Origin of the sequence: Brevibacterium permense, assembly GCF_013280495.1 — a bacterium.
In the GTDB taxonomy this organism is placed as follows: Bacteria; Actinomycetota; Actinomycetes; order Actinomycetales; family Brevibacteriaceae; genus Brevibacterium; species Brevibacterium permense.
The window spans coordinates 45,928-68,894 of sequence record NZ_JABSSX010000006.1 but is presented as its reverse complement, the minus strand read 5'-3'; the positions used below and the strand labels follow the sequence as shown (position 1 = coordinate 68,894).

The 22,967-nt window shown below is 65.9% G+C and carries 19 protein-coding genes; 4 read left to right on the top strand and 15 right to left on the bottom strand.

Annotated features, from left to right (window positions below):
- Nucleotides 1-95: 95 nt before the first annotated feature.
- Entirely contained in the window at nucleotides 96-1,022 is a 927-nt protein-coding gene (gene cysK / locus HK353_RS10280) for a cysteine synthase A (protein WP_173155842.1), read from the bottom strand.
- Between the two features lie 382 nt (nucleotides 1,023-1,404).
- On the opposite strand from cysK, the gene def reads away from it, so the two are divergent.
- Nucleotides 1,405-1,977, top strand: coding sequence for a peptide deformylase (def, locus tag HK353_RS10275; RefSeq protein ID WP_173155840.1), 573 nt, complete (start codon nucleotides 1,405-1,407; stop codon nucleotides 1,975-1,977).
- Nucleotides 1,978-1,990: 13 nt separating this feature from the next.
- On the opposite strand, the gene HK353_RS10270 is transcribed toward def, so the two are convergent.
- The 10 genes from HK353_RS10270 to HK353_RS10225 form a co-directional block, all read right to left on the bottom strand.
- Complete coding sequence (locus HK353_RS10270) at nucleotides 1,991-3,025, bottom strand: hypothetical protein (RefSeq protein WP_342589887.1); 1,035 nt, start codon at nucleotides 3,023-3,025, stop codon at nucleotides 1,991-1,993.
- Between the two features lie 213 nt (nucleotides 3,026-3,238).
- Complete coding sequence (gene gatB / locus HK353_RS10265; protein WP_173155838.1) at nucleotides 3,239-4,720, bottom strand: Asp-tRNA(Asn)/Glu-tRNA(Gln) amidotransferase subunit GatB; 1,482 nt, start codon at nucleotides 4,718-4,720, stop codon at nucleotides 3,239-3,241.
- Entirely contained in the window at nucleotides 4,717-6,219 is a 1,503-nt protein-coding gene (gatA, locus tag HK353_RS10260) for an Asp-tRNA(Asn)/Glu-tRNA(Gln) amidotransferase subunit GatA (RefSeq protein ID WP_173155836.1), read from the bottom strand. The genes gatB and gatA overlap by 4 nt, the downstream gene beginning before the upstream one ends.
- A 1-nt stretch (nucleotide 6,220) precedes the next feature.
- Nucleotides 6,221-6,526 carry an Asp-tRNA(Asn)/Glu-tRNA(Gln) amidotransferase subunit GatC gene (gene gatC, locus HK353_RS10255; protein WP_101544479.1) on the bottom strand — a complete coding sequence of 102 codons (306 nt, stop codon included), beginning with the start codon at nucleotides 6,524-6,526 and terminating at the stop codon, nucleotides 6,221-6,223.
- A gap of 153 nt (nucleotides 6,527-6,679) precedes the next feature.
- Entirely contained in the window at nucleotides 6,680-7,240 is a 561-nt protein-coding gene (locus HK353_RS10250; protein WP_173155834.1) for a hypothetical protein, read from the bottom strand.
- 169 nt (nucleotides 7,241-7,409) lie between these two features.
- The gene (ligA, locus tag HK353_RS10245; RefSeq protein ID WP_173155832.1) at nucleotides 7,410-9,638 is read right to left on the bottom strand and encodes an NAD-dependent DNA ligase LigA; all 2,229 of its coding nucleotides are present in this window, start codon (nucleotides 9,636-9,638) and stop codon (nucleotides 7,410-7,412) included.
- The gene (locus HK353_RS10240; RefSeq protein ID WP_245395940.1) at nucleotides 9,635-10,807 is read right to left on the bottom strand and encodes a uroporphyrinogen decarboxylase/cobalamine-independent methonine synthase family protein; all 1,173 of its coding nucleotides are present in this window, start codon (nucleotides 10,805-10,807) and stop codon (nucleotides 9,635-9,637) included. Before HK353_RS10240 ends, ligA begins: the two co-directional genes overlap by 4 nt.
- Nucleotides 10,800-12,851 carry a prolyl oligopeptidase family serine peptidase gene (locus tag HK353_RS10235; protein ID WP_173155830.1) on the bottom strand — a complete coding sequence of 684 codons (2,052 nt, stop codon included), beginning with the start codon at nucleotides 12,849-12,851 and terminating at the stop codon, nucleotides 10,800-10,802. The genes HK353_RS10240 and HK353_RS10235 overlap by 8 nt, the downstream gene beginning before the upstream one ends.
- A 66-nt stretch (nucleotides 12,852-12,917) precedes the next feature.
- Nucleotides 12,918-14,132: a tRNA 2-thiouridine(34) synthase MnmA gene (gene mnmA / locus HK353_RS10230; protein ID WP_173155828.1), complete on the bottom strand. Its 1,215-nt coding sequence runs from the start codon at nucleotides 14,130-14,132 to the stop codon at nucleotides 12,918-12,920.
- Nucleotides 14,129-15,340, bottom strand: coding sequence for an aminotransferase class V-fold PLP-dependent enzyme (locus HK353_RS10225; protein WP_173155826.1), 1,212 nt, complete (start codon nucleotides 15,338-15,340; stop codon nucleotides 14,129-14,131). The genes mnmA and HK353_RS10225 overlap by 4 nt, the downstream gene beginning before the upstream one ends.
- 114 nt (nucleotides 15,341-15,454) lie before the next feature.
- On the opposite strand from HK353_RS10225, the gene HK353_RS10220 reads away from it, so the two are divergent.
- Both HK353_RS10220 and HK353_RS10215 read left to right on the top strand, forming a co-directional pair.
- Nucleotides 15,455-15,805 carry a hypothetical protein gene (locus HK353_RS10220; protein WP_173155824.1) on the top strand — a complete coding sequence of 117 codons (351 nt, stop codon included), beginning with the start codon at nucleotides 15,455-15,457 and terminating at the stop codon, nucleotides 15,803-15,805.
- A 149-nt stretch (nucleotides 15,806-15,954) separates the two neighbouring features.
- Nucleotides 15,955-16,347 carry a hypothetical protein gene (locus HK353_RS10215; protein ID WP_101544670.1) on the top strand — a complete coding sequence of 131 codons (393 nt, stop codon included), beginning with the start codon at nucleotides 15,955-15,957 and terminating at the stop codon, nucleotides 16,345-16,347.
- Nucleotides 16,348-16,377: 30 nt separating this feature from the next.
- Here HK353_RS10215 and HK353_RS10210 read toward each other — a convergent pair whose 3' ends face one another.
- The 3 genes from HK353_RS10210 to HK353_RS10200 all read right to left on the bottom strand — a co-directional run bounded on the left by HK353_RS10210 (nucleotide 16,378) and on the right by HK353_RS10200 (nucleotide 20,964).
- Nucleotides 16,378-18,042, bottom strand: a complete 1,665-nt coding sequence (locus tag HK353_RS10210) for a hypothetical protein (protein ID WP_342589886.1) — start codon at nucleotides 18,040-18,042, stop codon at nucleotides 16,378-16,380.
- A 167-nt stretch (nucleotides 18,043-18,209) separates the two neighbouring features.
- Nucleotides 18,210-19,187, bottom strand: coding sequence for a tetratricopeptide repeat protein (locus tag HK353_RS10205; RefSeq protein WP_173155822.1), 978 nt, complete (start codon nucleotides 19,185-19,187; stop codon nucleotides 18,210-18,212).
- 157 nt (nucleotides 19,188-19,344) lie between these two features.
- A complete protein-coding gene (locus tag HK353_RS10200) occupies nucleotides 19,345-20,964 on the bottom strand; it encodes a DUF8094 domain-containing protein (RefSeq protein ID WP_342589885.1) in 1,620 nt (539 codons plus the stop codon).
- Nucleotides 20,965-21,274: 310 nt separating this feature from the next.
- Here HK353_RS10200 and orn point away from each other — a divergent pair, with 310 nt between their 5' ends.
- Nucleotides 21,275-21,874 carry an oligoribonuclease gene (gene orn, locus HK353_RS10195; protein ID WP_173156041.1) on the top strand — a complete coding sequence of 200 codons (600 nt, stop codon included), beginning with the start codon at nucleotides 21,275-21,277 and terminating at the stop codon, nucleotides 21,872-21,874.
- Nucleotides 21,875-21,881: 7 nt separating this feature from the next.
- Here orn and HK353_RS10190 read toward each other — a convergent pair whose 3' ends face one another.
- Nucleotides 21,882-22,802, bottom strand: coding sequence for an SCO6745 family protein (locus tag HK353_RS10190; RefSeq protein WP_173155820.1), 921 nt, complete (start codon nucleotides 22,800-22,802; stop codon nucleotides 21,882-21,884).
- Nucleotides 22,803-22,967 lie beyond the last annotated feature (165 nt).

Sequence of the window (22,967 nt, the reverse complement as noted above, 5' to 3'; positions counted from 1 at the left end):
GGTCGGAAGAATTCCCGCAGCGGTCCGACATCGGACTCTGCAGACAGCGAGGGCGCCAAACCGAAGTCTGACGCCCTCGTGCCGCTGCCGTGGAGTCAGTCCATGTACTCGGCAAACAGCGGAGTCGACAGATACCGCTCGCCGTAGCTGGGAATGATGACGACGACGCGCTTGCCGGCATTCTCCGGTCGAGACGCGACCTTCTCGGCAGCGAAAAGTGCGGCACCGGAGGAGATGCCGACGAGCAGGCCCTCTTCGAGAGCGACGGCGCGAGCCCGCTCGAAGGCGTCGTCGTTGTCGACATCGACGACTTCGTCGTAGATATCGGTATTGAGCACCTTCGGCACGAAGTTCGCGCCGAGGCCCTGGATCGCGTGCGGTCCGGCCGTGCCTTCGGTCAGCAGCGGCGAAGCGGCGGGCTCGACGGCGATGATCTTCACATCCGGGTTGGCCTCACGCAACGCGGCTCCCGCGCCGGTGATGGTTCCGCCCGTGCCGATGCCGGAGACGAAGATGTCGACCTTGCCGTCGGTGTCGGCGAGGATCTCGGGACCAGTGGTGGCCTTGTGGATCTCGGCGTTGGCCTGGTTCTCGAACTGGCGCACGAGGACGGCGCCGTCGGAAGCAAGCTCTTCAGCCTTAGCCACTGCACCCTTCATGCCTTCAGCCTTGTCGGTGAGGACCAGCTCGGCTCCGAATGCGCGCAGCAGAGCGCGACGTTCCTTCGACATCGACTCGGGCATCGTCAGCTTGACCTTGTAGCCGCGGGAGGTGCCGACCATGGCCAGCGCAATGCCGGTATTGCCCGAAGTCGCCTCGACGATGGTTCCGCCGGGCTTGAGTTCGCCGGATTTCTCGGCGGCGTCGATCATCGCCACGCCGATGCGGTCCTTGACGGAGTTGCCGGGGTTCGAGGATTCGAGCTTCGCCACAATCTCGGCGCCCGACCGGTCACTGGCCTTGTTGATGCGGACCAGCGGCGTGCGGCCGACGAGTTCGGAGACATTGTTGAAGATGGTCAAAGTAAGTCCTTTCACGATTCTTTGTGCACCGCCGTCGGCGGCCACTCGCCGTTCGGCGGACGTGCACCTGAACGGGTGGAGCGACAGCTTGCATCTCGTGGTCCGAGACGGCTTGCCCTCATCATAACCACGCCGACCCTGAACGTGTTCCCAGATATGTTGCTCAACAATCTGTGTTCGCTGGGGGCGAAACTTTATGACGGCTCTTATCACATACCCGAGATAGCCGCATATCCATCCACCTGATCGAGCGCGGGGTACGATCAACCGCTGAGCAATCGGTGGACACGATCACCGAGGCGGCCCTCCCCCGAGATCGCGCCCAAGCGCTGCGATCGGGCGGAGTCTGAGACGGTCTCAGGTGACCGATACGATTGTCCTCATGGCCATTCATCCCATCGTCGTCTACGGCGAGCCCGTTCTGCATCGTCGTGCCGAGAAGATCACCGAGTTCGACGAGGACCTTGCCGAACTCGTCGCAGACATGCACGAGACGCTCGACGCCAGCAACGGTGTCGGATTGGCCGCACCGCAGATCGGTGTCGGCAAGTCCATCTTCGTGTTCAACGCCGACGATGACTATGGTGTGCGTCGTCGCGGCACCTTCGTCAATCCTGTGCTCATTGGCTCGAAGGTTCCCGACACCCGTCCCGATCCCGACGATGAGACCGAAGGATGCCTGTCGGTTCCGAGTCTCGATTTCCCTCTCAAACGTGCCGACAGAGTCACCGTCAACGGCTTCGATGAGAAAGGCGAACCGGTGACCCTGAGCGCGGACGGGTGGTTCGCGCGCATCATGCAACACGAATACGACCACCTGCAGGGCACCCTCTACGTCGACCGTCTCGACAAGCGGTGGTCGAAGAAGTGGAAGAAAGCCCAGGAGGCTCACGGCTATGATCAGCCGGGCCTATCCTGGATGCCGGGAGTCGACCCCGATCCCTTCGGCCACTGAGCCGGAGCCGAGCTCAGGCCTCGAGTTCGTCCACGGACTTCTGAGCCGCAGCCAAGCGGGAGTCGAAGTCGTCGAAATCATCGGCAGTCTGGTCGAGTTCGGCGACGAGCCCGGAGATGATCGACGACTGCGAATCCGCATCGATGCGCAGCTCCCTGAACTGCCAATCGGCTGAATCATCAGCTGCGGTGCGAGACAGCACGTCGAGCACCCGATCGCCGAGCTCGCGGGAGCGTTCGGAGTTGTGCAGCAGCATCAGCTGCTGGTCGAGTTCGCGGAGGCGCTCGTAGTATTCGTGCATCGACTCCACGCGGCGGGCCATCGACGAGAAGGCGACGGCCAGCTTCGACAGATAGGTCTCCACCGACTTCGCGGTTCCCGCATCGCGGATGCCTTCGATCTCCTCGCGCAGGCTGACGAGTTCCCGCAGCCGCACTCCGATGGAGGCCACGGCATGGTCGAGGTCGACGCGGGAGACGTGGTCTTTGAGTATCGGGTGGGTCCACGCGCGGGTGCGCACGATCTTGCGAGCGATCGTGACAGCGAGATGGAACAGACGCTGCTCGTCGGTGTCGCGGCCCTCCTTGCGCCCGGGCAGATAGCCGAGACTGGCCGGAGTCACCCACTGGGCGCCTGAGACCTTACGCCGATTCTTGCGGCTCAGTCGCTTCGGATCACGCAGGTATTTGGGACCGGTGACGGCAGCGAAGATCCCAGTGCCCAGTGCCGTGGCCGCACCCATCCCGCCGAAGGTCAGTGCGGCATCGGCGAATCCCGAGACCAGAGCCAATCCCCCGGGTGCCGCGAATCCCGCGGTCACGGCGGTGCCGGCGGCCGTGCCGCCCTTGAACAGGACGCTGGAGCGGAAGAAGTTCCGGCTCATCCCACCGGTGAGCATGATCGCGCTCGGGGCTCCGGCCGTGTAGCGGTATCCGCGGGCACTCCAGGCTCGCAGCACCGCCTCGTTGACGCTGTCGGGCACGAGCACCCGATAGATCGGCGCGGACTTCCCGCATTCGCTCTTCCACAGCGATTTCCACTCAGACACCGCTTCACCTCCACGCGTGTGGGTCACGCACTCGGCCCTGTCCCTGCGGGCCATCGGTTGCGGGGAATGCGAACAGCCACACCCTCCGCTGTGCTCGGGAAACCGGTCGGTTCCCTTGGACGCACAGTCTAGAGGGTGTGGCTGGATCAATCCTGAGTCCTGCTCGGCACTGTCAGGTGCCGCCGCCGACCAGGATCGGAGTCGGACCTGTACTCAGACGCCCAACTTGGCGAGGATGAGGTCCTTGGCCTTTCCGGCATCGGCCTGTCCGCGGGTGGCCTTCATGATCGGGCCCATGAGCGCGCCGATGGCCTGCATCTTTCCGCCCTTGATCTTCTCGACCACATCGGGGTTGGCCGCGATGGCCTCCTCGACGGCGGCTTCGAGCGCACCGGTGTCCTCGACGATTTCGAGGTCGCGGGCCTTCATCACCTCGGCGGGCTCTCCTTCGCCGGCGACGACTCCGGTGAGCACATCCTTAGCCAGCTTGTCGTTGAGCTTGCCCTCGTTGATGAGATCGACGAGTCCTGCCACCTGGGCGGGTGTGACGATCTCGGTGGGGTGCTTGTCCTCCTGGTTGGCCAGGCGGGCGACCTCACCGGTCCACCATTTGCGTGCCGCTGCCGGCTTCGCACCGGCGGTGACGGTGTCCTCGATGGCTTCGAGGAGTCCGGCGTTGACAATGTCGCGCATCTCCAGGTCGGAGAACTTCCATTCCCCGAGGAGGCGGCGGCGCTTCTGTGCCGGCAGCTCGGGCAGGCTCGCCCGCAGCTCCTCGACCCATTCTCGGGACGGCTGCAGCGGGACGAGGTCGGGCTCGGGGAAGTAGCGGTAGTCGTCGGCGTCGGACTTCGGACGCCCAGAGGAGGTCTCTCCGGTCTCCTCGTGGAAGTGACGGGTCTCCTGGACGACCTTCTCCCCCGCCTCGAGGAGGGTCGCCTGGCGGGCGATCTCGAAGCGCACTGCGCGTTCGATCGAGCGGAAGGAGTTGACGTTCTTCGTCTCCGTACGGGTGCCCAGCGGTGCCTCGGGATTCTCCCGCAGGGATACGTTGACGTCGGCGCGGACATTGCCCTGTTCCATGCGGGCTTCGGAGACGTCGAGGGCGCGGAAGATGTCACGAAGGGTCCGCACATAGGCGGCGGCCACCTCGGCGGCCCGCTCCCCCGTCCCGGTGATCGGGTGGGTGACGATCTCCACGAGCGGCACACCGGCGCGGTTGTAGTCGACGAGGGAATGGTCGGCACCCTGGATGCGGCCGGTGGCCCCTCCCACGTGGGTGTTCTTGCCGGCGTCTTCCTCCATGTGGGCGCGCTCGACGGGGACGGTCACGATGGTGCCGTCCTCGAGCTCGACCTCGACCTGGCCTTCGGCCGCGATGGGCTCATCGGACTGGCTGGTCTGGAAGTCCTTGGGCACGTCCGGGTAGAAGTAGTTCTTGCGGGCGAACCGGCAGGTCTCGGCGATTTCGCAGCCGAGTGCCAGACCGATCTTGATCGCGTACTCCACCCCCTTCTCGTTGACCACGGGCAGGGACCCGGGCAGCCCGAGGGAAGTGGGGGTCACGTTCGTGTTCGGTCCCCCGCCGAAGGTGTTGGGGGCGGCGTCGAACATCTTGGTCGCGGTGCCGAGTTCGACGTGGACCTCGATGCCGATGACCGGATCGTATTTCTTGATCGCGTCTTCGTAGTTCACTTGGCGTTCAGTCCTTCCGCGAGGGTGTCGAGCACGCGTCCGCCGGCGGATTCGAGTGCGGCTTCCAAGGGTCCGGCCACCTCGTAGAGCTTGACGTCCTCACGGGCCGGAGCCAGGATCTGGAAGCCGACGGGCAGACCATCAGCCAGGCCCGCGGGCAGGGACAGTCCGGGGATGCCGGCGAGGTTCGCCGGGATCGTCGCCACGTCACCGAGGTAGAGGGCCATCGGGTCGGCGGCCTTCTCCGCACCGAATTTCAGTGCGGTCGTCGGGGTCGTCGGGGACACGAGGACGTCGCAGGCGGCGAACGCCTTCGCGAAGTCGTTCTGGACCAGGGTGCGGATCTTCTGCGCCGAACCGTAGTAGGCATCGTAGTAGCCGGCTGACAGAGCGTAGGTGCCGAGGATGATGCGGCGCTTGACCTCCGATCCGAAGCCTGCGGCACGAGTGGCCGACATGACTGTCTCGGCGGTGACGGGACCGGATTCCGGTTCGACGCGCAGGCCGTAGCGCATGCCGTCATAGCGGGCGAGGTTCGAAGACACCTCGGAGGGCATGATGAGGTAGTAGGCGTCGAGGGCGTAGGAGATCGACGGGCAGTCGACCTCGACGATCTCGGCTCCGGCAGCGGCAGCGGTTTCCAGCGCTGCCGTGAACGCGGTGCGGACTCCGTCCTGGTATCCCTCACCGGCCAGCTGCTTGATGACACCGAGCTTCTTGCCCTTGAGCTCGCTGGTCTCGGCGGCGCTGAGGAATCCGCCGATCTCATCGGGCAGCGAGGTCGAATCGAGCGGATCATGTCCGGCCAGCAGCTCGTGCAGGGCTGCGGCGTCGGCGACGTTTCGGCCCATCGGTCCGACCTGGTCGAGGCTCGAGGCCATCGCGATGATGCCGAAGCGCGAGATCGACCCGTAGGTCGGCTTGACGCCGACGGTGCCGGTGAACGCGGCGGGCTGGCGGACGGATCCGCCGGTGTCGGTGCCCACGGACAGCGGGGCCTGGAATCCGGCCAGCGCTGCGGCCGCGCCTCCCGACGATCCTCCGGGCACGTGGTCGAGGTTCCACGGGTTGCGGGTGTTGCCGAAGGCCGAGTGCTCCGTTGTCGAGCCCATGGCGAATTCGTCGAGGTTGGTCTTGCCGAGCACCGGCAGTCCTGCGGCCTTGACCTTGTTGTGCACGGTCGATTCGTAGGGCGGAACCCAGTTCTCGAGCATCTTCGACCCGGCGGTCGTACGCGTGCCTTCTGTGACGACGAGGTCTTTCAGCGCCACCGGAACACCGGCGAGGGCGTGCAGGTCCTCACCGGCGGAGCGCTTGGCGTCGACGGCCTTTGCGGTCTCCAGAGCGCGCTCGTCGGTGACGGTGATGAAGGAGTTGAAGTCATCCTCGGTGGCGGAGATGCGGTCGAGGTGCGCCTGTGTGGCGTCGACGGAGGAGAACTCGCCGGATTTCAGTCCTGCGGCGAGTTCGAGGGCGCTCTTGTTCGTCAGTTCGGTCATCTCATTCCTCCCCGAGGATCTGCGGGACGAGGAACTTGTCGTCCTCGGCGGCCGGGGCCGAGGCCAGAGCCTGTTCGCTGGAGAGCGTCTCGCCCACGACGTCGGGGCGCATGACGTTCGTCAGCGGGATGGGGTGGCTGGTTGCGGGCACATCGTCGCCGGCCACTTCGTTGACCCTGGCGACGTTTCCCAGAATTGTGCTCAGATCACCGGCGAGCGATTTCAGCTCATCGTCGCTCATGGCGATCCGAGACAGTGAAGCCAGATGCTCCACCTGTTCGGGGGTGATTGCGGAAGACTCCGTCATTCCCTGCCTTTCATCGTCGTTTTCACTCGCCCCCAGTCTAGTCTCTTCAGCGGACCCGCCCCCGCCGTTGCGCTGTGACCTTCCCCCAGAACTACCTGACGGCGGCCCAGCAACCGCGCGCGAGGGTGCTGGGCCGCCGTCAGGTAGCAATTATTAGGCGGGGAAGCGTTCGGGCCAGGTGCGGGTGCCTTGAATGTATCCGGCCATGTCGGCCACGACGCGGTCGGCGTCGGCCTGGGTGAACTCTCCGGCTGAGACTCCGGCCTGGAGGTCGGCGGCGAGATCGGCGATGCGGGTCCGGGCGTCGGCCGCGGTGGCGGCGACGAGGTCCGTGCCGGCTGACAGTCTGCCGGCCGCCTGACTTGTGGTGAAAGCCGATCCGTTCGGTGTGACAGCACCGGACGATCCGGTGTTCGCCGAGGCGGTGCCGGTGAGTGAGGTGCCAACTGCAGAATCGTCGACGATCGCGCCTTCGATGACCTCGTAATCGTCCGTCGAGATGCCGGCGAGCGTGGTCGTCGACTCCTCGGTGCGCGCGGTGACCGGGGCGGCCGGAGTGCGCATGGACGTCAGTTCAGGCTGCGCATTGCGTTTGGTGCTGTTCGGTCCCGGCCCCAGCACCAGGTCGGCCAGGCCCGCCGTAACCGGGACTGCGGTCAGGGCCGCGGCGACGACCACGCAGGTTCCGGCGAGAACTTTGGGGATCCATCTCATGTCCCACACTCTTCCACTCGAAGCTGTCTCTGAGCTTGGCTGAGTCTGAGCCCCGACTTCGAGTTCGGTCACGAACGAATCACAGCCGCACCATGGAAACTCCAGGAACCGCGAAGTATTCCCTCCGGCCGCGAGGCACCAGGGACCAGGCACGAGGCCCGGGCACATCTCAGTCGAGGCTGCCGGTCTCCAGCAGAACCCTGAACTGGTCCTCGTCGAGAACGGGCACGCCCAGCGACTCCGCCTTCTCCAACTTCGACCCGGCATTCTCACCGGCGACGACATAATCGGTCTTCTTCGAGACCGATCCCGCCGCCTTGCCGCCGGCACCAAGGATCGCCTCCTTGATGCCATCGCGGGTGAACGAGCTCAGCGAACCGGTCGCCACGATCGTCAGCCCCTCGAGGGTCTGCGCGGCGGCTTCGACCTCGTCGTCTTCCATCCGCACCCCGGCGGCCGCCCAGGTCTCGACGATCTCGATGTGCCAGTCGATCTCGAACCAATCGCGAATGCTCTGGGCGATCGTCGGACCGATGCTCTCGACGGCCGACAGCTCCTCGAGGCTTGCCTCACGGATGGCCTCAAGGGTGCGGAATTTCGCGGCCAGGGTCCGTGCCGCGGTCGGTCCGACGTGGCGGATCGACAAGGCGACGAGCACCCGCCACAGATCCTGATCCTTCGCCTTCTCCAGTTCGTCGAAGAGCTTCTTCGTATTCGCGCTCGGGGCGCTCGGCTTCTTCGCGGTTCCCCGGGTGTAGAAATACGGGACAAGCTCTCGCTCACCGGTCTCCACTCCCTTGGACTTCTTGTTCCGCCAGATCTTGACATCGCCCAGATCCTCCGGGGTGAGGTCGAAGAGGAAGGCCTCCGACGTCAGCGGGGGCGTGTCCGGTTCGGCCGGCGCCGTCAGCGCCAGTGCAGCCTCCTCTCCGAGAGCTTCGATGTCGAAGGCCGCGCGGGAGGCCAAGTAGAAGATGCGGTTGGCCAGCTGCGCCGGGCACGATCGAGAATTCGGGCACCGCAGGTCCTTGTCGCCCTCCTTCTGCTCACCGAGCTCGGTCCCGCAGGACGGGCAGTGGGTGGGCATGACGAATTCCTGCTCGGATCCGTCCCGCAGGGCGACGACTGGACCGAGCACCTCGGGGATGACGTCTCCGGCCTTGCGCAGGGTAACGGTGTCGCCGATGAGCACGCCCTTGCGTCTGACCTCGTACCCGTTGTGCAGGGTCGCCCGCTCGACGGTCGATCCAGCCACGGTGACCGGTTCCATCACGGCGAATGGGGTCACGCGCCCGGTCCGACCCACCTGCACCTGGATATCGATGAGCTTCGTCGTGACTTCCTCGGGCGGGTATTTGAAGGCCGTCGCCCACCTCGGTGCGCGAGACGTATAGCCCAGCGTCTCCTGCACGGCGATATCGTCGATCTTGATGACGATTCCGTCGATCTCGTGGGTGACATCGTGACGGTGCTCACCGTAGTAGGCGATGAAGTCCTCGATCTCATCGACGGTGTCGAGGACCTTGAAGTAGTCGCTGATCGGCAGACCCCACGACCGGAACTGCTCGTAGACCTCGGACTGGTGAGCAGGCTCCGGATGCGAATCATCGGCCGGGGTCCACACGGCGATTCCGTGGACGAGCATGTGCAGGGGCCGACGGGCCGTGACGGCCGGGTCCTTCTGCCGCAGCGAACCGGCCGCGGAGTTCCGCGGGTTCGCGAACGGGGCCTTGCCCTCGGCGACGAGGGAGGCGTTGAGTTCGGCGAAGTCCTCGACGGGGAAGAACACCTCACCGCGGATCTCGACCTCGGCCGGCGGGTGCTCGGTGTCGAGGCGGTGCGGGATATCGGAGATCGTGCGCACGTTCGCGGTGATGTCCTCACCGATGCGTCCGTCGCCGCGGGTCGCCGCCCGCACGAGTTCGCCGTTCCGATAGAGCAGATTGACGGCGAGGCCGTCGATCTTGAGTTCGCACAGGAACTTCGACTTCACCGAGGTGGCCGACCGCACCCGTTCGTACCAGGCTCGCAGTTCCTCATAGTCGAAGACGTTGTCGAGGCTGTACATCGGACCGATGTGTTCGACCGGGTCGAAGGTCGAGGTGTCGACGACGCCGCCGACGGTCTGCGTCGGCGAGGAGTCGGTGACGAGTTCGGGGAACTGCGCCTCGAGGTCTTCGAGACTATGGACGAGTTCGTCGTACTCGGCATCGGAGACGAGCAGGGAGTCCTGATAGTAGGCGGCCCGCAGCTCCTCGATCCTCTCGGTCAGCTGGGCATGTGCCTGAGCGCGAGCGGTCGCGTCGGTGAGGTCGACGCCCTGCAGCTCCGGTGTGGTCGAATCCGAGGTCTGGTGCTCGGGCGTCGATGAGTCGGCGTTCTCCGGTGTCGTGGTCATTCGATCTCCTCAAGAGCCCGCCGCAGACCGGCGGCGATGGTCATAGTTCCCCGATTGTGCTCGGGCCCGATCCCCTGCTGGTCCTCCAGCAGCGGCGGGTAGGTCAGCGGCAGTTCGGATCCGGCGATGATTCCGAATTCGCGCAGACTCGAGACCCCCATGCCGATGCGCGACCACGGGGTGCGGATCCGCTCGCACCAGTGATTGACCGCGTCCGATCGCCCCCCGGCCGTTGGCGGCAGGTGGATCCAGGTGCCGAGCCCCGCCTCGGCGAGGGTCGCCAGCTGCTCCCAACTGTGTGGTCTCAGGCTAGCCAACGGCACTGACACGGATCGGGCGCCGGTGCGGCGGACCGCCTCGGCGGCGGGAATCTCCTTGCCCTGCAGGTGCAGAGAATCGAGGTCCGGCAGGGCGAGCACGGTGGGCGGGAGGTGGCGCAGCGTGGATTCGAGCGCCGCCCACACCTGGGTTTCGCTGACGGCGGGCAGGCTCGCCCACCCGGACACCGTCGGCCAGGTGCCGGTGAGGACCGGGTTCAGGCGGGATTCGACGAGGCGGACGGTCGGCTGCATACCCAGGCTCGCGATGCGGTCGGTGAAGGCGGCGATGCCGAAGGCGTAGGCCTGGACGACGTCGCGGCGTGCCCCATAATCGCCGAGCACACGAGCGCCGGAGCTCAGGCTCAGCGCGGTCACGAGCGTCCACGGTCCCGGCAGGCTGATCTGGACCTGCCCGGGCCGCGACCCACCGTATTCGGCGATCGCGTCGAAGGCTTCGATCAATGCCGAGTCCTCGAGCCGTTCGTCTTTGCCCGCCGAGGCGGTCAGTCGCCATCCGTAGGATGTGCGGTCGACGTGGAGTTCGGTGAGCAGGCCGACGGCGCGACCGATGGCATCTGCACCCCATCTGCCCTCAGTTTGATGCGCGGTCAGGGGCACCGGCGGAAGCTGGTCGGCGAGAAGATCGAAGCCGGAGGCCGCGGCCTCCCGGACCGGACTTGTCGCGATATAGCCACGGCGCGGATCGCGGGCTCCGGGCAGCCAGATTCCCGAGGTCGTGGCCGCGGGCAGAACGGACGTCGGGACGTCGGGGACGGACACCTCGGTGGGGGTGGGATCCGGCCGGTCACGGTCGGAGCTTTCGCGGTCGGAAGTTCGGGGTTCAGCCATGCTGGTGTGATCGGGGGATTCCGAATAAGTCGACATAGAATCCGAACTCGCTTTCCAGGGAATCGATGATGGTTTCCGCGCGGACGAAGCCGTGGGACTCGCCCTTGTACAGACGGTAAATGTACTCCACTCCGGCCAGTTCGAGTGTATCGACGAATTCCTGCGCCTGTGAGGGTGGGACGATCGGGTCGCGGTCGCCTTGCATGACGGCCACGGGCACCGTGATATCGCTGGTCCGGCGAATCGGCGACCGGGTGATGTACTCGTCCTGAGCTGCTGGCCAGGGTCCGACGAGGCCGTCGATGTAGTGGGATTCGACGTCGTGGGTGTCGACGACGAAGCGCATGAGGTCGGTCACCCCGAAATACGAGGTGCCGCAGGCGAACACGGTCGTCGAGGCCAGGGCGGACAGCACCGTCCACCCGCCCGAGGAGGCTCCGGAGATGGCGATGCGATTCGGATCGGCGAGTCCGGCTGCGACGAGTCCGTTGACAGCGGCGACGGTGTCCTCGACGTCGATGACTCCCCACCCGCCGCGCAGCCGGTCACGCCAGGCGCGACCGAATCCGGTCGACCCGCCGTAGTTGACCTCGAGGACGCCGATGCCCCGGGAAGTGAAGAAGCTCGTGCGGGCTGTCACCTCCGGGGTCGCCTGCCCCGTCGGTCCACCGTGGATCGAGACCACGAAGGGCGGGAGTTCGTCGACGGGGGCTGCGAAGCGAGGGTTGTGGGGCGGGTGGATGACGACGGGCACTCCCCCGAGCTCGCCGACCTGCGGGCGGGAGTAGTAGCCCTGGTGAGTGTCGAGGCGTTCGCTGGCGATCTCGGTGAACAGTCCGGTCACCCGGTCGACGGCATAGAGGACTCCGGGGCGCCTGGTCGACTTCGCCGTCAGCAGCAGGTGGGTGCGTCCGAGGTCGAGGAGTTCGATCGTGCCGAAGGTCTCCCCCGTCGTGTCGATGGTTTCCCAAGTCGTGTCGGAAGGGGTGAGCGTTGTGTCGGATAGGCTCCGCCGACGGCGCACGAGTGTTGCGGTGGCCGCCTGAGAATGCGCCCACACTTCATCTCCGTCGTTGAGGTGCCACCGCGTGCCCAGCTGCCAGAGGGCACCGCCGATCTCCTCACCGGTGTCGATGACCGGTCGCAACCGGTCGAATCCGATTCTTTCGGGTGCCGGCGCCTGACGGTCGTCGGTGACCAGGGGACCCGAGGCGACGGGGTCGAAGTCGAGCTCGAATAACGACCAGTGCCCGTGGTGGTCGGAGATGACGTGGAGGGAGGAATCGGAGGTGAACTCCGGCTGGAGCAGGGAGATGCCCGGATCGGTCGGGCTCGGCATGCCTGGATCGGCTCTGCGTGGTCGCTCGACGCCGTCACCGCTGAGCACGGCGACCGCGGGGGTGGCCGGCGTGCGCACATCGACCAGCCACAGGGTGGTTCCGTCCCAGGGCATGTTCGGGTGCTCCCAGCCGATGAACGCCAAGGTGCTGCCGTCGGGTGAGAGCCTGGGCCAGGCCATGAAATGAGAGTGGGTCGAAAGCACATTCGTCGTCCCGTGCTTGGTCAGCAGCACAATCGCGCGTTCACGACTGGTGGACCGGCAGTCCTCGCGCACGCACAGCAGCCCCCACGGACTCATGCGCAGATCTCCGTAGCGGATCCGCCCCGAGGTGTCCGGCGTCAGGGCATGCGGGGCTCGCCCGGGAATGATCTGCCAGACACGCTGATCTGCGGCGTTGACGAAGTAGATGACCTCGCTGCTCTGGTCGAGAGCCCACGAGGCTCCCCCGTATTCATGGACGGCGGAGCGGATGTTGAACCCGGTCGGAATGACCTGTTCACGCTCTCCCGGACGCGACAGTGAGGTGCGGACGAGCCCGGTGCGGGCTTTCTCGGCGGGGATCTTCGTCGAATAGAAGATCTCGTCTCCCCGGAAGGCGGCGTCGAAGATCGGAGCGGCACCGGCGGCCACCTCGGCGGCGCCCAGAGGTGAAGACCAGGTTCCATAAGGTGCCGTGACGACATCTTGGGGACTTTCCTTCATCTCCCCAGAATATCGCCAGTGGCAGACATCGGCCTCGAAGCCGTCGCTTAAGTGAGGTGAAGCGGTTCAGGCCCCGGCGAACTCGGGCGCCGGGGTGATGCGGTCCTTGGTCGTGGAGTCGATGGTGGCCTGACCGAGGACACGGGTGCCGCGGTAGATCACCATGGTCTGCCCCGGGGCCACTCCGGACAGCTCCTCATCGACGTCGACGTGCATGAGCTGCCCGGCCGGACGTGCGGCAGGCACCTCGACCTCGTCGACGATGGGGTTGACTTCGTGTTCAGGCGCCTCGGCGACGAATTCGCCGAGCCAGGCACGGGCCGGCACCGGATCGGCGTGGGCACGGATCTGCACTTCGCAGTCGATCGCGGTCTCCGGAGTCGAACCCATGTCCGACGGCGCTGCACCGGCCCACGAGGTGCGGATGCCGGTCAGATGCGAGACCGCGAGGTCGGCGCGCGACCCGACAGTGACGGTGTTCGTGGCCGGGTCGAGGCCGGTGACGAAGCGCGGCTTGCCATCACTAGCGGGCTTCTCGATGCCGAGGTCCTTGCGCTGACCGATCGTGTACGTCATCGCCCCGTCGTGACGCCCGAGCACTTCGCCTTCGGAGTCCTTGATGAGTCCGGGTCGCATCGGGATCTTATCGGCCAGCCAGGCCTTCGTGTCCCCGTCGGGGATGAAGCAGATGTCGTAGGAGTCGGGCTTGTTCGCTACCGAGAATCCGCGCTCGGCCGCCTCGGCGCGCACTTCGGCCTTCGACGCCGTCGCACCGATCGGGAAGTAGCAGTGCTCGAGCTGATCGGAGGTGAGCACACCGAGGACGTAGGACTGGTCCTTGACCAGATCCTCACCGCGGTGCAGTTCGGGCCGGCCCTCGTCGTCACGCAGCACCTCGGCGTAGTGGCCGGTGGCGATGGCGTCGAAGCCGAGCGCCAGGGCCCGGTCGAGGAGGGCCGCGAACTTGATGCGCTCATTGCAGCGCATGCACGGGTTCGGGGTGCGTCCGGCCGCGTATTCGGCGATGAAGTCATCGACGATGTCTTCCTTGAACCGCTCGGAGAAGTCCCAGACATAGAAGGGGATGTCGAGCATTCCCGCCACGCGGTGGGCGTCGCGGGAGTCTTCGATCGTGCAGCAGCCGCGCGATCCGGTGCGCAGGGTCCCGGGCATTCGGGACAGGGCGAGGTGAACGCCGACGACTTCGTGTCCAGCGTCAACGGCACGGGCGGCTGCGACGGAGGAATCGACTCCGCCGGACATGGCGACGAGTACTCTCATGATGCTCCTTGCATCCATCGGGGTGTTGCCGAAACCATCCCGGCTCGGCGTGCCTGGCCGACGACCTCGGGAAGGGTCGCGAGCAGGGTATCGACATCGGCTTCGGTCGTGTCGTGACCGAGCGTGAAGCGTTGGGTGGTGCGGGCGCTGTCCTCATCCAGTCCGCAGGCCAAGAGCACATGGGAGGGACGGGAGACGCCGGCAGAGCAGGCCGATCCCGTCGAGGTGGCCAATCCCCTGGCATCGAGGCCGAACAGCAGTGAGTCCCCTTCGCAGCCAGGGAACGTGAAGTGGGCGTTGGCCGGCAGGCGGTCCGCTCCGCGCGGACCGGAGAGCACGGCTCCGTCGATGCTCGATTCTATTCCCGCGATGAGGCGGTCGCGCAGACCCGACAGTCGGGCCGACCGGGACTCAAGGTCTGCAGTGACGAGGTCGACGGCGGCGGCGAAGGCCACGGCACCGGCGACGTCGAGGGTGCCCGAGCGCACGCTGCGCTCCTGTCCCCCGCCGTGGAGGATGGGCGTCGGGTTCGCTGCGCGGTCGAGCAGGAGTGCGCCGATGCCGACGGGGCCGCCGATCTTATGCGCGGTGATCGTCATGGCCGTCGCCTTGAGTGCGGCGAAGTCGAGCGGAATCTGTCCGAGCGCCTGCACGGCGTCGATGTGGAAGGGAATGCCGAGTTCGGCGGCGATCTCACCGATCTCGGCGATCGGCTGCAGAGTGCCGATCTCGTTGTTCGCGGCCATCACGCTGATGAGCGCGGTGCGTTCGGGATCGCGGCGCAGTTCAGCGGTCGCCGCGTCCAGATCGAGACGCCCCGCCGAGTCCACGTCGAGGTACACGGCTTCGGCGCCGAGGCTCTCCAGCCACTCCACGGTCTCGAGAATCGCAGGATGTTCGATCGTCGTCGTGAGCACCCGTGGGCGGGCAGGCTCCGTGAACGTCCCGTTGTTGCGCGCGAGGTAGAGGCCCTTGAGAGCGAAATTGTCGGCCTCGGTGCCTCCGGATGTGAAGATCACCTCCGACGAGGTGGCCGCACCGACCGCGCGGGCAATTCCTTCGCGTGCTTCTTCGATGCGCATCCGTGCCGCTTGTCCGACCGCATGCAAGGCAGAGGGGTTGGCCCGACGGGCCAGCTCCTTCGTGTACACCTCGAGCACCTCGGCGGGCATCGGCGAGGTGGCTGCGTGATCGAGATAGATGGGCACCCTGCAATTTTAGGGCGTGAGCCGGGCTACGGCCAGGATCCGTGCGGCATCTCACCTGCCAAGCGGCACATCTGGACGAGTTGCCGGCCGGTACGGCCGACTAAACTGGGTCGGGTGTTCACCGTTTTCACCATCGTCCTCTATGCCGCCACCGACATCCTGACCCTGTGGTCGATCGTCGAGACCATCCGCAACCGTCCGGCCGGCAAGGCCCTGCTCGGCGGTGCCGCTCTGCTTCTGCTGCTGCTCATCGTGCAGCTGATCATCTCGATTGCGACCTTCGGCTCCACGCATGATGTCGACCCGCTGCTCTACTTCGGCTACATCATCACAGCGATCATGGTCATGGCGCTGGCCGGATTCTGGGCGTTTGCGGAATTGAGCCGTTGGGGGCCGGGTGTGCTGGCCGCGGCAGGACTGACGGTGATCGTGATGATCGAGAGATTGGACCAGATTTGGCAGTGACCAGGCGCAATCGGTTCGGCGGGGATTCCGCCGACGATGCGAACTCAGCAGGCAGCGCGAACGCGGCGGACAACGCCGACACAGCGGACTACTCGGACTCCTCGGCCGCCTCGGCGAGGGGAAAGACGGGACGGTCGCCGTTCTCGGCGATGCATACCGGACCGGGACGGGCGCTGACTGCCGTGTACGGGGTCTTCGCGCTCTCGGCCACGGCCCGGGCGGGCTACCAGCTCATCCGCGAATTCGATGTCGCACCGATCGCGTACTCGCTGTCCGCGCTGGCCGCGGTGATCTACATCCTCGCCACGGTCTGCCTGGTCATCGGCAACCGCGTCTCACACCGGATCGCCGTCGCGGCCTGTGCGATCGAGTTCCTCGGCGTCATCGTCGTCGGCATCCTCAGCCACACCCACCCCGAGGACTTCGCGAAGCCGTCGGTGTGGTCGAACTTCGGCAGCGGATACGGCTATATTCCGCTGCTCCTGCCGCTCATCGGCCTGTGGTGGCTGCTGCGAGTCGGCCGCCGCGCCAGCCACGGCTGACAAATCGCGCGAACCGCGACTGAGCGCGGTTCACTCCACCTTGGAGGACAGGACGTTCCAATCGGTGGCGACGGCGGTGAGTTCGTCTCCGGTCTTCATCAGCACATAGGGGTGCGCAGTGTCGACCTTGATGGTGTCGCCCTCTTTGTCGTTCGTCTTCACGGCTTCGACGGTGTCGCCGAGGTCGAGTGCGTAGTCCGACGGTGCCTTGATCGTCAGGGTGCACCGCACTTCGCCCATTCCGATCGCGCCGTTTTCGGTGCTCAAGGTCATGTCCTCGAACTTGAGGTCCTCATAGGGCTTGCAGTCGACGTCGACCTTGTCGAAGCCGGAGTCCTTGTCCCGCAGGTCACCCAGGTAGTCGCGGAACCCCTTGAATCCGCCTTCCTTGAGTCCCTCGGGACCCCCGGATTTCGCCTTGCCGTCGACGAGGAACGATGAGACGTCACCGGACGCGGTCGTCAGATCCTCGGAGAAGTCCTCCGACCCCTTCTCCACGGCGCCGCGGTCATCGGCCATGAGGGCGGGCATCTGCTCGGTGGGAATATAGGACGCCGAACGCACGAGCGGATCGGTCGACGCCGATTCCCGCGTCACCAGCATCACCTGGGTCAGCTGCTTGTCCCCATCCGTGGACTTCTTGTCCGCGGTCCCGAAGGCGTAGAACCACATCGGGTATTCGGTGAAGTTCGGGCTGCCGGCGACAACCTCGGTGAAGTCCGGTGCGCGCAGCTTCTGCTTCGCCTTGTCCGCGATCTGGATCTGCGCACGGGTGTGGTCGATGAGCGGTGCCGCCTGGATCTTGTCGAGGTCGGAGCCCTTGTCGCCGAGAGTCTTGTCCAGCGATTCCGTGTAGTTCGTCATGAACTTCCCGGCCTCACCGGGGCGCACCGCCGTGCGCTCGTACGGGGTGGTGTCCGGGTTGCTGGGTTTGGCGATCGGCATATTCGCACAGCCGCTGAGCACGAGCCCGGTGCCTAAGACGGAGGCCGTCACTGCACGGAAGGACCGCCGGTTCCGCACATCCCGTCGCCGAGGTGGCGCCTGGCCGCCCGTGTCCGGCTGCACTGCCGAGATCGGCTGGGTCGCGGGTCCCGGCTCGTCCTTGGCTGTGCGGTCAGCGGCCGGTCTCCGGCCATCGCGGCCGGGACCGCTGCCGCCTCCTGGTCCGCTGTCGCCTCCTGGTCCGCTGTCGCTGCTGTCGGGTCCGCTGCCGCTCGGGAGTCCGACGTCCTTCTTCGGCGGGCGGATGCGCGAGGCGCACCAGCGCATGAAGAGGAACACCGAGAATCCGGCGAGCATGATCGTGCCGGCAATGCCGAGCAGGCTGAGTGCGAACACGCCCTTGACGCGCATCTGGAGACTCACCGTCGTTCCATCAAGACTGTCACCGGAGTTCGCAGGAGCGATGATGAGCACCTGCGGTTCGGCATCGAGGTCGAAGGTCTTCGCGACCGTCTTTCCCGTGTCCGTGCTGATCCACCAGTCGCGATCGGCGATATCGGCGTCCGGCTTCGCGTCGCCGGGAGTGAACCGATGGGTCGCGGAATTCGGGAACGACACATCACTGATCTGCTCCTGCGCCACCCCATCGAGGTAGCTGTCTGCGTCGACCCCGCTGGCGGTGCCGACGAACAGCTCCGTGCCCTTCGAGTTCTTCGCCGTCACGGTCACGCTCGATCCCGAATAGGGCACGATCGCCTCGTCGAGGACGACGGCGTAGGCACCGTCCTTGACCTTGAAGGTCGGCGTCTCGGTGATCTCGTCGGTGCCGACGACCGAGAGCGCAGAGAAGACCAGTCCGGCGAGCGTGAGCGCCGCTGCGCCGAAGAGGATGGCGGTGATGAGTCGGATTCGCTGGATCAGAACAGTGCCCTCATGAGTGCGGTCCGAGCCTTGGTCACGGCTGGGTCGTCGGTGCCGAGGACCTCGAAGAGATCGAGGACCCGCAGGCGCAGGGATTCCTTCTCATCACCCGCGGTGGTGCGGATAAGAGAGATGAGTCGGTTGAAGGCGCTGCCGGCATTGCCGCTGACCACTTCGGCGTCGGCCGCGGCCTTCGCGGCCTCGACGTTCTTGGGGTCCGCATCGGCGGCGGCGATGAGACCGGCCGGTTCCTGGTCGATGAGGCGGCGGCCCAGGCCCGCACGGGCGAGACCGAACTTCGCCTCCTCATCGGCGGGAGAGTTCGCCAGCGCGGCTTTGAACAGTTTCTCTGCGGTGTCGAAGTCGCCCTTGGCGAGTGCCTCTTCGGCCTCCGGGTGGGCGGGGCCAGCCGGTTCGGGCTCGGCTCCCCCGGCGGCCGCATGCCCGGTCACACCGTTCTCACCGGCGAGCTTGAGCAGCTCGTCGAAGTACGCCTGGACCTGAGGTTCCGGCAGAGCGCTCTGGAACAGCGGCACGGGCTGACCCTTGATGAGGGCGACGACCGTGGGGATCGACTGAACACCGAAGGCCTGCTGCAGACGCGGGTTCGCATCGACGTCGACCTTGGCCAGGACCAGACGTCCCCCGTACGCGGTGACGACGCGTTCGAGGATCGGCGAGAGCTGTTTGCAGGGTTCGCACCATTCGGCCCACAGGTCGATGACGACGGGCACGCGGTCGGAGAGCGCCACCAGGCTGGTGAACGTCGATTCGTCGACGTCGAAGACCAGTCCCGGAACGGCGACTGCATCCGGGTCCCCACCGGCCTGGTCACCGGCAGCACCGTTAGCACCGGCTCCCGCACCGGCCGTGTGACCGGACTGACCGTCCTGCTCGGCGGGCATGTTCTTGCTGCGCACCGCCGACAGGTCGAGTCCCTGGTTTGGCTGCGTGCTTTCCTGCGAGGGGTCCATTGACACGTGGTCTCCTTTGTGACGCGGTCGGTGGGCTCGGCGCAAACCGTGACGCACCTGGTCCATGCTTATCCAACAGAACGTATCAACACCGGTGCGCCCACGGCTATTTCCTCAGCCGTCGGGGAAGGAACACCACGGTGCCGACCCTTCCGCCTCAGCCTGCTTCGGCTCCGGCGAGAGTCTCGAGACCGCCGATGAGCTTGACCTTGCCGTCCTTGGGGACGAGGAAGGTGAGCACCTGGGTGGTCTTCGTCGTCACCGGCTCCTTGGTCGTCGCGGAGCCGACGAGTTCCTTCTGCGGCGACGACAGCGACAGGGTGCCGGTGCGACCGTCCTTCGACTCGGGGCTGATCGTCGATTCGGCGTCGATGACTCCGGTGACGATGGCGGCGTCGCCAGCGGTGCCCTGGGCAACGAGTTCTTTGCCCGGAGTGTACTTGTAGTCGACTTCGGCCTTGCCTTCTTCGGCGCTGGCCTTCTGGTCCTTCTGGTTCTTCCAGATGGACTTCGAGAAGTCATCGGACTCGAACTTCTTCGCCTCCTTCGAGTCTGCTCCGCTGCCGAGGGCCTTCGCGTAGTCGGCGACGGCCTTCTCCGGAGTGGTGACGAAGTCCTTGGATCCGGGTTCGAGCATCTTCGCGCCCTGACGTGAGTCGGGCAGTTCGGGCAGCTTCGTGCCGGACGTCAGCTGGGTCTGCGACCACAGTTTGTAGCTGCTGCGCGGATCCTCCTGGGTCAGCACGAGCAGCTGCGAATTCCCACCGGCGGAGGTGATCAGGCTGGTCACGCGCGGCCAGGCATCGGTGGCCGAGGTGTAGTTGGCGACGATCTCTTCGCTGGCCACCTCCGGCGCCATCTTCTGGTCTTCGACGTCGTCTTTCACCTTGTACAGGTCTTCACGCTGCTTGAGCGCGGGACCGGCGGCGCGTTCGGCCAGTGCCTTCTCATCGGTCTTCTTGTCCGCGGCTTTGACGTCGGCGGCCACGGAGTCGAGGATCCGCTTGGCCTGGTCGTCGGTGACACCCGCGGCCGCGGAGCTCGGAGCCTCGGAGGGCTCGGGCTTCGGCAGCTCTTCGGGCCCACAGGCACTGAGTGCGAGCACGGGGACGACGGCGAAGGCGGTGCCGTATTCGGCGAGCTTGCGGCGGCGCTCCTGGCGCGCCTTGCGGCGGTTCGCTTCCTTCTTCGAATTGTTCGCACCGAGGAAGAGGAGGACGACGCCGACGACGAAGAGGACACCGCCGATGATCATCAGCGGGAGCGCCCAGGGAGTCTCGGCATGGTTGGGCCAGGTGAGGGTCACGGATTTGACCGCTCCGGCTTCGCCGTCACCGGCGACGAGGAATCCGGTGCGGTTGGCCTCGTCGTTCCATTCCAGCTCAACCGAATCGGTGCCGGTGACTTCCGACTGCCACAGATCGGCCCCGGCGGGGTTGGGAACCTTGCCCTCCCCATCGGTCGCCTTCGTCGTGAGCTTGCCGCCTTCGGCGAGTCCGGTGACGCGGTCATAGGCCGACTGCCCCGCCCAGGCTTCGACGTTCTCGATCGGGGCTTGGGCGATCGTGAGGTCGCCGCTGCCTTTAGCCGTCAGTGTGGTCGGGGTTTCGTAGAGGTTGAGCATTCCGGGGTCGACGATGACTGCCGGTTTGTCGGCATCGATCTGTGCGGTGGCAGTGATCGTATCCTCCGGAGCCCACAGGGTCTTCTGCAGGATGCCGAGGCCACCGACGACGACACCCACCACCATGAGAATCACAGCGAATGTGTAACGCACGAGCGAACCTTCCCTCAGCCGAGCAAAAATGGCACCCCAGTTCGGGGACTCTTCAAGTTTAAGTCACATACCGGACATCGACTCTGTGCGCACGCTCAGTGTGTGTCGACGTTCACACGCCCAACTCTCCCCCGGGCCGTTCCCGATCAGCGGTCTGACGCTCGCCCTCGCCCAGACCTCCACCCTCGCCGAGGCGGCCGTGACCCGGCCGCCGAGGGGTTCCGATTGCACCCCGGAATGTCCCGTTCCCTGCTGTCTGCCCTAAGCTGGGCGGGTGAGCAACAACAGAATTGTGTGGATCGACTGCGAAATGACCGGCCTCGACGAGGTGCGGGACGAACTCATCGAGGTGGCTGCGATCGTCACCGACTTCGAGCTCAACCCCCTCGACGACGGAATCGACATCGTCATCAAGCCCTCGGCGGATGCACGGGCGAACATGAACGAATTCGTCACGAACATGCACACCACCTCGGGCCTGATCACCGAGCTCGACGCGGGCACCACCGTCACCGAGGCGCAGACCCGGGTCCTCGAATACGTGAAGAAGCATGTCCCCGAGGCCGGCAAAGCACCGCTGGGAGGGAACTCGGTCGGCACCGACAAGGTCTTCCTCACCAAGCAGATGCCCGTACTCGTCGAGTACCTGCACTACCGGATCATCGATGTCTCCTCGATCAAGGAACTGTCCAAGCAGTGGTTCCCACGCGCCTACTTCCAGGCACCGGCCAAGCACGGTGGCCACCGTGCACTCGGAGACATCATCGATTCGATCATCGAGCTCCAGTACTACCGGAAGGCCGTGTTCTCCGCCGAGGGTCCGAGTTCCGATGAGGCGAAGGCGATCGCCGCCGAGGTGGCCGAGAACTATTCCAACCTCACCGAGTCGAGCGCATCCGACCAGAGCTGAAGGCGCCTCAGCCGGCCTTCTTCTCGGGGCGGGCGAAGATGTTCGACGGGAAGGCACCTGACTTCGCAATGACGCGCAGCAGGTCCCGGCTCGGCGAGAGCAGTGATTCGATCGTCTGATCGTCGAGGACGGACCACGCGGCTGCAACGGTGCCGTCGGTCAGGGCTTCGACCTGCTCCTTCAGGACACGTCCCGCCTCGGTGATGGCAGGGAGGTCGTGCCCGCGGTCATCCTTGTCCACGGTGATCAGCCCCGCCTCGGCGAGCCTGGACTGCGCGGTCTGCCATTCCTCATCCGTGTAGCCGCGCGTCTTCTGTGCCGCTCGCGGACGGAACCCGGCACCGGTCTCGACGTCGAGCATGAGGGCGTCGATTCCGGGCACACCGGCCGTGACGAGGGAGGCGACATGGCCGTCGCCGCGGAATTCGCGGGCCACGGTCGCCACGTCCCACATCTTCTCGAATGCGGTGGCCGCCTGGTGGCCGCCGATGACGTCGGCGGTGGCGGCGGCCAGGGTGCGGCCGGAGAAGTCCATGGCGGCGAGCACGGGAGCCAGCGTCTCCGCCATCTGGGAGGCCGCCTCGGTGAGCAGGGCGATGTCGTCACGGTCACCGAAGAGTTCACCCAGGTACGCGCTCACGGCGTCGAAGCGGGCCTGGACCATCTGCTCCGGGCTCACCGTCTCCCACACGCGCGGCAGCATTCCGGCGACGAAATTCGGGGAATAGTTGTAGTACGCGGCGGACACGACTCCGGGATTCACCCGTCCCAGCGGAGCCGAACGGGCAGCCATATTGCCTTCGACACCGGGTTCGAGTCCGTACTTGGCGTACTCGGCTCCGACCGTCTGTGAGAAGTAGATCGACGAGTGGAAGGAGTTGATGCGGGCCGAGACCGTTCTGATGTTCTGTGTACGTTGGGAATCCATATCGTCATCCTATGGGCGATCCCCCTCCCAAGTAAGGTCTGCGCGTGCGTCGCTGCCCGCACCGACCGGCGCAGGAGAATAGCGAAGTCTCATCGGTCCTAAATCGCTTGCCCCTCCCCCGAGGCGATCAGACTTCCGCGTCGATCCTCGCACCGGCGCGCCCGT